The organism is Sutcliffiella rhizosphaerae (assembly GCF_917563925.1).
Lineage (GTDB): Bacteria > Bacillota > Bacilli > Bacillales > Bacillaceae_I > Sutcliffiella_A > Sutcliffiella_A rhizosphaerae.
In genome coordinates this window covers 1-6,249 of sequence record NZ_CAKJTJ010000071.1, presented here as the reverse complement: position 1 = coordinate 6,249, position 6,249 = coordinate 1, and the positions used below count along the sequence as shown (strand labels likewise).

At 37.8% G+C, this 6,249-nt stretch carries 7 protein-coding genes and 1 riboswitch; of the genes, 1 reads left to right on the top strand and 6 read right to left on the bottom strand.

What is annotated here, in order from left to right; translation table 11 throughout:
* Nucleotides 1–158: 158 nt before the first annotated feature.
* The 6 genes from LRP81_RS22830 to LRP81_RS22805 form a co-directional block, all read right to left on the bottom strand.
* Nucleotides 159–692 carry a hypothetical protein gene (locus tag LRP81_RS22830; protein ID WP_230505469.1) on the bottom strand — a complete coding sequence of 178 codons (534 nt, stop codon included), beginning with the start codon at nt 690–692 and terminating at the stop codon, nt 159–161.
* A gap of 172 nt (nt 693–864) precedes the next feature.
* On the bottom strand, nt 865–1,914 hold the full coding sequence (locus LRP81_RS22825) for a leucine-rich repeat domain-containing protein (RefSeq protein WP_230505467.1): 1,050 nt from the start codon (nt 1,912–1,914) through the stop codon (nt 865–867).
* Between the two features lie 15 nt (nt 1,915–1,929).
* Complete coding sequence (csaA, locus tag LRP81_RS22820) at nt 1,930–2,262, bottom strand: chaperone CsaA (RefSeq protein WP_230505466.1); 333 nt, start codon at nt 2,260–2,262, stop codon at nt 1,930–1,932.
* A 4-nt stretch (nt 2,263–2,266) separates the two neighbouring features.
* Complete coding sequence (locus LRP81_RS22815; protein ID WP_230505464.1) at nt 2,267–3,166, bottom strand: EamA family transporter; 900 nt, start codon at nt 3,164–3,166, stop codon at nt 2,267–2,269.
* Nucleotides 3,167–3,402: 236 nt separating this feature from the next.
* Complete coding sequence (locus tag LRP81_RS22810; RefSeq protein ID WP_230505462.1) at nt 3,403–3,657, bottom strand: CPCC family cysteine-rich protein; 255 nt, start codon at nt 3,655–3,657, stop codon at nt 3,403–3,405.
* Between the two features lie 28 nt (nt 3,658–3,685).
* The gene (locus LRP81_RS22805) at nt 3,686–4,537 is read right to left on the bottom strand and encodes a pentapeptide repeat-containing protein (protein ID WP_230505460.1); all 852 of its coding nucleotides are present in this window, start codon (nt 4,535–4,537) and stop codon (nt 3,686–3,688) included.
* A 148-nt stretch (nt 4,538–4,685) separates the two neighbouring features.
* Nucleotides 4,686–4,784: riboswitch (purine riboswitch) on the top strand.
* A gap of 61 nt (nt 4,785–4,845) precedes the next feature.
* Between LRP81_RS22805 and LRP81_RS22800 the strand changes: the two genes are divergently transcribed.
* Nucleotides 4,846–6,015, top strand: coding sequence for an MFS transporter (locus tag LRP81_RS22800; RefSeq protein ID WP_230505458.1), 1,170 nt, complete (start codon nt 4,846–4,848; stop codon nt 6,013–6,015).
* Nucleotides 6,016–6,249: the final 234 nt, after the last annotated feature.

Here is a 6,249-nt window from a genome sequence, read left to right as displayed (position 1 = left end):
GGAGTCTACGTCTTGCCCTCCAATCAACCGCTAGTGTAATCTAAAAAATAAAAGCATATTTTTATACTAAAAAACCGAACATATTTGATCAATCACTCAAATAAGTTCGGTTTTGTCTTAGACTAAAACATTTTTGTCCCAGCCCCCATTCGTAGCTTCTACGAATTGGCCACTTTCTTCTTTCCAAACCCCGTGATGATAAAACACGTAATGGATGCTGTAAGTGTTACAATAATGGCGAAAAATAAGCCTATAGCAGCCATAAAAATATCTTCCCCAGGATAAGTTGGCTCTAGTGTTATGTACAAATAGGCAAATATAAACGTCAAAATAAGGTAAAAGCTGCTTCCAATAATACTCATCTTGAGACGGTTACTCTTCGTACCTTGCCAAGCCTTATTGACGGAAATCCATAAATAAATGCTTACACATACCGCCAGAACCATCACAAGTAAATGAACAAATGGAATGGTGAAATACCCCAATATAAAAAGTCCAAGTCCAGCTAAGAAGAATAGAACACCATTCATGCAAAATAAGAATAGCCCTGCAAACCAAAAAGATTGAAACCATGTAGCCTTACTTAATTTATCTACCAATTTATTATTCTCAGCTTGTTTGTCTAGTATTGGTCTTTTAAACCACAAAAAGAGGATCATCCCCAAAAGACCCAATAATAAAAATAATGACATAACGGTCCCTCCTAGCTAAAACTATCTGAAGCTTCTTAATAATAACCATTTGTTTATTGAATTACAATAAATTTATATTATTTTTTACTATTTTTTTGTTGTTTTATCTAAAAACACTTCCGTCCTATATGACATAAAAAACACCACAGCTTTCAACACTGTGGTGAGCATCTTATCTATAAAAAAACTTTTTATTATGCCATATAATATCCCCTGTTTTGCCATATTCCTCTGCTAACTTTTCAAACTGACGATTCTTTTTATCACTTCCAAACCCTACGGAAACTCTTTCTAACGACGGATGTTGTAAAAGTGGTACATAATCATCAATATTCATATTCATGGCTGACCAGTGTGTAAATTCTACTAAGGCTGCTGCGTTTTCTAAACTACTTAAGTCCTTTAGCCCCTTCATGCTTTCTAGTGCCACTTTCTTCAATTTTGAAAGATTGCTTAAGTCGGGCAATACGTTTACATTCGGTAGATTTTGAAGGGATAAGTATTGCAGTCCAGTGATTGTGGATATAAACGAAAGATCGCTTAATCCTCTTATTTGAAATAACTCCAGATACGAGATATTTCCTAATCCTTCAATGGCTGAAAAGTTATGTATACCACCTAAATTAATAGTTAAAGAACACAACTTTTTCAGAGGTAATAAAAAGTCCAAATTCTCAGTCGTAACAGAGGTAAGTGCTAATTCCTCTAGATTCTCCAATTTACTGATCACGTCAATATTCTTCTTATGTCCTACAATAAAGAGCTTCTGCAGCTTTTCAAATCTTTCTAAAACAGCTAAATTAGGCTTTTTTGATTTCGTTTCTCCTAAAACTAGCTCTTCTAGTGTATTTGGTATTTTCGTAAAAATATCAAAGCTTTCAAGATTAAAAATACTTAATTCCAATTCCTTCAACTTCTTTAAGTATGAGAGAGCTCCTATATTTTCCACCATCTCATAACACTCTGCACAAAAGCGTGATAGGTTTGGAAGCTTTTCTAGAAAACAAAAGTCACAACTAGAGTGAGAAAAACCATACACACGAAGGACAATATCATCACGAACAGAAAATAAAATATCATTTAACAGTTGGAACGTATCTAGCTCTACCTCACTCTGAAACTGTATCACTTCAAGTTCACTAGTATGTAATAATTCGTGTACCTCTTCCTCGGTCAGTTTCCCTTTTATTTGTATTCTACCTTCTGAGATTTTGCTATACATGAATGACCTCTTTTCTTATGAGATTTTCGTTCCATTCCTAACAAGTTCATCAGGCTTTAAAAGAACCACATCTCCGTCTTCCGGAACACCGCCAAGGACCAACACCTCAGACTTAAACCCAGCAATGCGCATTGCCGGGAAATTGACTACTCCTACCACCTGCCGACCAATAAGCTGTTCTGAATCATACCTACGTGTAATTTGAGCCGAAGACTGTTTAATGCCAATCTCTTCTCCAAAATCGATTTTTAGTTTTAGTGCTGGTTTCCTTGCCTCAGGGAAATCTTCTGCATGAATAATGGTGCCAACGCGAATATCTATGTTTAGAAAGTCTTCTATTTTTGCCATCGAATTAAATCCCCTTTTCTATCTGCTTATCATTTTTGATATCTGCATTTTTTGACGACCATATTAATATGCCAATTCCTATCAATAATAAGGAAATTCCTACCCAAGAAGTAACGTTTAAGTATTCCCCTAATAAAAAAACTCCTAATAGAGCTGCTGTTAACGGCTCTGCTAATGCAAGGGTGACACCTGTTGAAGATGATACATGAGTTAGACCTTTGGCAAAAAGAAAATAAGCAATCCCAGTTGCCATTATTCCAAGGTGAAGACTCACGCTAATTCCACCAGTACTTGCAAGCCATGACAAGTCATAAATAAATAATAGGGGAGAGAGGATGACAGCACTTAGTGTGAAAACAACCGCAACGGCTGAAAGTGATGACTGCTTCTCCGCTATTACCTTGCTTACAAGCGTATAAACGGCAAACGACAATCCAGCACCCAATGCCATTAATATACCAGTCTGGTCCACATATATGGATTCATTATTTAGAAAAAGCATGACACAACCTGTGATAGACAAGAAGGTAGAAGCCCACCAGATTAGAGACGGACGCTTTTTACCAAAAACCCACTCTATAAATCCCGCTAAAATCGGTGCACTTCCTATCGCTACAACCGTTCCAATTGCCACACCAGTGATGGTAACAGCCGAGAAAAATAATGGTTGGTACAACGCCATGCTTAAAGAAGCTACTATTGTTGCCTTTATTGGCCAATTCGTCGTACGTAAATTTCCTGTAAAAATGGCGAATATCAACAAAAATAACCCACCAACTACTAAGCGAATGGTGCCAATGGCTATCGGATGTGCCGCTTCAGGTGCGAGAGCTTGAGCAGTCCCAGTTGTCCCCCAAAGGATTGCTGCGAGTAATATCATATAAGGAGCCATTTTCCCCTGCATGTTGTTCACCTCTATTTTTAAAAATCATAATTTATTTCATCTCACTCCACAACTTTTCATTCAAAAAATGGGGGATGTAAATTCAATTATGATTGAAATTGACTATACAGTAAATTATGTAGGGAGAAAGTCAAGATTTAGCAATGTAGGATCGGCCTTTGTAACAGAAAAAAATGGGGGAGAGCTCCCATTTTTAATGTTCTACTCACTAAAATAATTTATCGAGGTTTTCTTGCTTATTTCCAATTAGGGTCTTTTATATCTGACTCATGTGGAGGTCTTACAAATTCCAAACTCCTCTCACTTATTGCACCGAATTTCAAAAAATTTCGTTGTGCTTCACGGTAAGATACATCATTAGCCCCTGTCTCGTTCTGATATTTATATTGGTAGGCATCGTCTTCCCAAAAACAGATTTCACAGATTTCGTATGTACCTGGTGGTTCTTCCTCTAATGTCTTATAACCACAGCATGGACAGGTATATTTCATGCTTTCACCCCAACTATTATTTTATAAATCACTGATCCCAATGTGATGGGCGTTGTATGTGAGCGGGTAACGTTGTCTTCCTATCCCCTTTGGCTGAATTTACTTGCATTTGAGTTAAGAAAATACCTGTAGACAAATTTGCTCCCCTCAAGTCAGCATCACGTAAATCAGCTCCAATAAAGTCAGCTCCTCTTAAATCTGCACTCCTCATCTCTGCAGCAATCAAATATGCTCCCCTTAAATCCACTGCTCGTAAGTCTGTCCCGCTCAATTTTTTGCCAACCCAATCTGCTCTTTCGTGATTATAGTTTTTACTATTTTTAGTGCCAGGCAGCTTCGCAATTAAATGCTCTCTAATATACTTACTGGATTCAGATAGTAGTTGATTTAACGGAAATCGGTACGTCACAAGATCAAGTGCTAGTAATTGTTCTGCATCAAGCGCTGTTAAGTCCTGTAATTCTTCTAATTGCACGCTCAATTTTTCAGAAAACACATTGGGAATGTCATACGATAAAGCCTCTGACGTATATGCAATCATTTCATGTATTTGCTCCATAATCGGAAACACTCGGAACATTTTATCTCTTACTTCTGAATAATCTCGCCAGCTTTGACCTTTAAAAGTAACCTGTGACACAACTTGTCCTGCTCCTAAACAATCAAATACTGTACAGCCTTTATAGCCCTTCTCTCGTAGGCTGCTATGGATTTGACAACTATAATCAGATTGTAAATTAACACAAGGTATCCCCGCGGGCTTATTAATTGGAAAATCACTCGACGGTACAATATTAAGCGCCGTGCAGCAAAGTCCAAAGCATTTTGTACAATCAGCTGTTAAACTTTTCCTTATGTTTTTAGCTGTTTCCTTATCCATTTTTATACCCTCTATCTTTTTAAGCTTATGATTATATTATACAAGTTTCTTCCGTTTGTTTAATAACAATTAACAAACCTAGCATTACCGTTAATTTACACTTGAAAAGTAAGGTAATAGCTTGTAAACTAATCAAAGTATCTTGCTTATATCAAATGAATAGTAAACCTGTATAACCTCAGAATATGGCATGAGGGTCTCTACCAGGAACCTTAAAATCCTGATTACAGAAAATGAACACTCATTTTTTGTAATCAGGATTTTTTTATGTTTTCTAACTTTTCTATAGAAAGGATGTACTGTAAGAAATGAATGTTCGAGTTTTTATCCTTGCCTTATCAACGGTTGCTGTTGGGCTCGTTGAATTAATTATTGGAGGTATCTTGCCGACAATTGCTGATGATCTAAATGTTACATTAAGCTCAGCAGGACAGCTCATTACTATTTTTGCCTTGATTTATGCTATTTCTGGTCCTGTATTACTCGTCTTAACAAGCAAAATAGAACGAAAAAAACTATATCTTATCTCTTTATTTATATTTTTCATTAGTAATATTCTAACCTTTTATAGTTCCACCTTTACGTTTATGATGTTTGCAAGAGTTCTAAGTGCGATGAGTACGGCCCTTATTGTTGTTTTATCCTTAACGATTGCAGCAAAAATCGTTGCACCATCGCACCGAGCAAAAGCGCTTGGCCTTATTTATATGGGGATAAGCTCATCACTTGTTATGGGCGTACCACTTGGTATTCTCATTTCTGATGCTTTAGGATGGCGTGTTATTTTTCTTGGAATCGCCCTATTGTCTATTGGTTCCTTTATACTGATATCCATCTTTTTGGGGAAAATACCTGGCGAAAAAACCGTCCCACTTTCTAAGCAACTGAAGGCAGTCGGCAGCTTGAAAATTGGAAGCGCCCACCTAGCAACCATGTTTATGCTAGCTGGCCATTATACGCTCTATGCGTATTTCACCCCATTTTTAGAAGCTGAGCTTCACTTAAGTGCCAATTGGATTAGTCTTTTTTACCTTTTATTTGGGATTGCCGCAGTAAGCGGTGGAGCATTTGGAGGAATCCTATCCGATTCCATTGGAACGCATAAAAGCATCATTATGGTGATCTTGTCCTTTGCTGTCGTGCTATTCCTATTACCATTCTCCACCTTTTCAATGATCCTATTCATTCCGGTAATGATGATTTGGGCAGCATTGAGCTGGAGTTTAGCCCCGCCGCAACAAAGCTACTTGATTGAAACAGATCCTGTAACATCTGATATTCAACAAAGCTTCAATAATTCAGCTCTGCAAATTGGTATCTCGCTTGGCTCCGCATTTGGTGGGCTTGTCTTAAGTCAAACAGGTACCGTGTCTCACACAGCCTGGTTTGGTGCTGTCCTTGTTATTTTAGCCTTGATATGTGCTGTTTTCTCTATTACGAGAAAAGTGCAAAGTAAAGATTCATCTGTTGCTGCATAGTGATCTGTAGAAAAAATAGTACCTTGAATGGTGCTATCAGACTGTTGACAAACCCAAATTATTTTTAAATTTGCATTTGACTGTTGATCTTCGTTTTAGACGCTTCGCTTTCCGCGGTCCGGGAACCTCCTCGGGCTGCGCCCTGTGGGGTTTCCCATGTCCCTTCCTCCCGCAGGACAAGGAAGGCTTCGGCAGCCATTCATCGCACGAAGAAAATGTGTCAGCATTTTCGAG

Bases quoted from the DNA above. Each gene is read 5' to 3' on its own strand.
- LRP81_RS22830 (WP_230505469.1), bottom strand. From the start codon at position 692: ATGTCATTATTTTTATTATTGGGTCTTTTGGGGATGATCCTCTTTTTG.
- LRP81_RS22825 (WP_230505467.1), bottom strand. From the start codon at position 1,914: ATGTATAGCAAAATCTCAGAAGGTAGAATACAAATAAAAGGGAAACTG.
- csaA (WP_230505466.1), bottom strand. From the start codon at position 2,262: ATGGCAAAAATAGAAGACTTTCTAAACATAGATATTCGCGTTGGCACC.
- LRP81_RS22815 (WP_230505464.1), bottom strand. From the start codon at position 3,166: ATGCAGGGGAAAATGGCTCCTTATATGATATTACTCGCAGCAATCCTT.
- LRP81_RS22810 (WP_230505462.1), bottom strand. From the start codon at position 3,657: ATGAAATATACCTGTCCATGCTGTGGTTATAAGACATTAGAGGAAGAA.
- LRP81_RS22805 (WP_230505460.1), bottom strand. From the start codon at position 4,537: ATGGATAAGGAAACAGCTAAAAACATAAGGAAAAGTTTAACAGCTGAT.
- LRP81_RS22800 (WP_230505458.1), top strand. From the start codon at position 4,846: ATGAATGTTCGAGTTTTTATCCTTGCCTTATCAACGGTTGCTGTTGGG.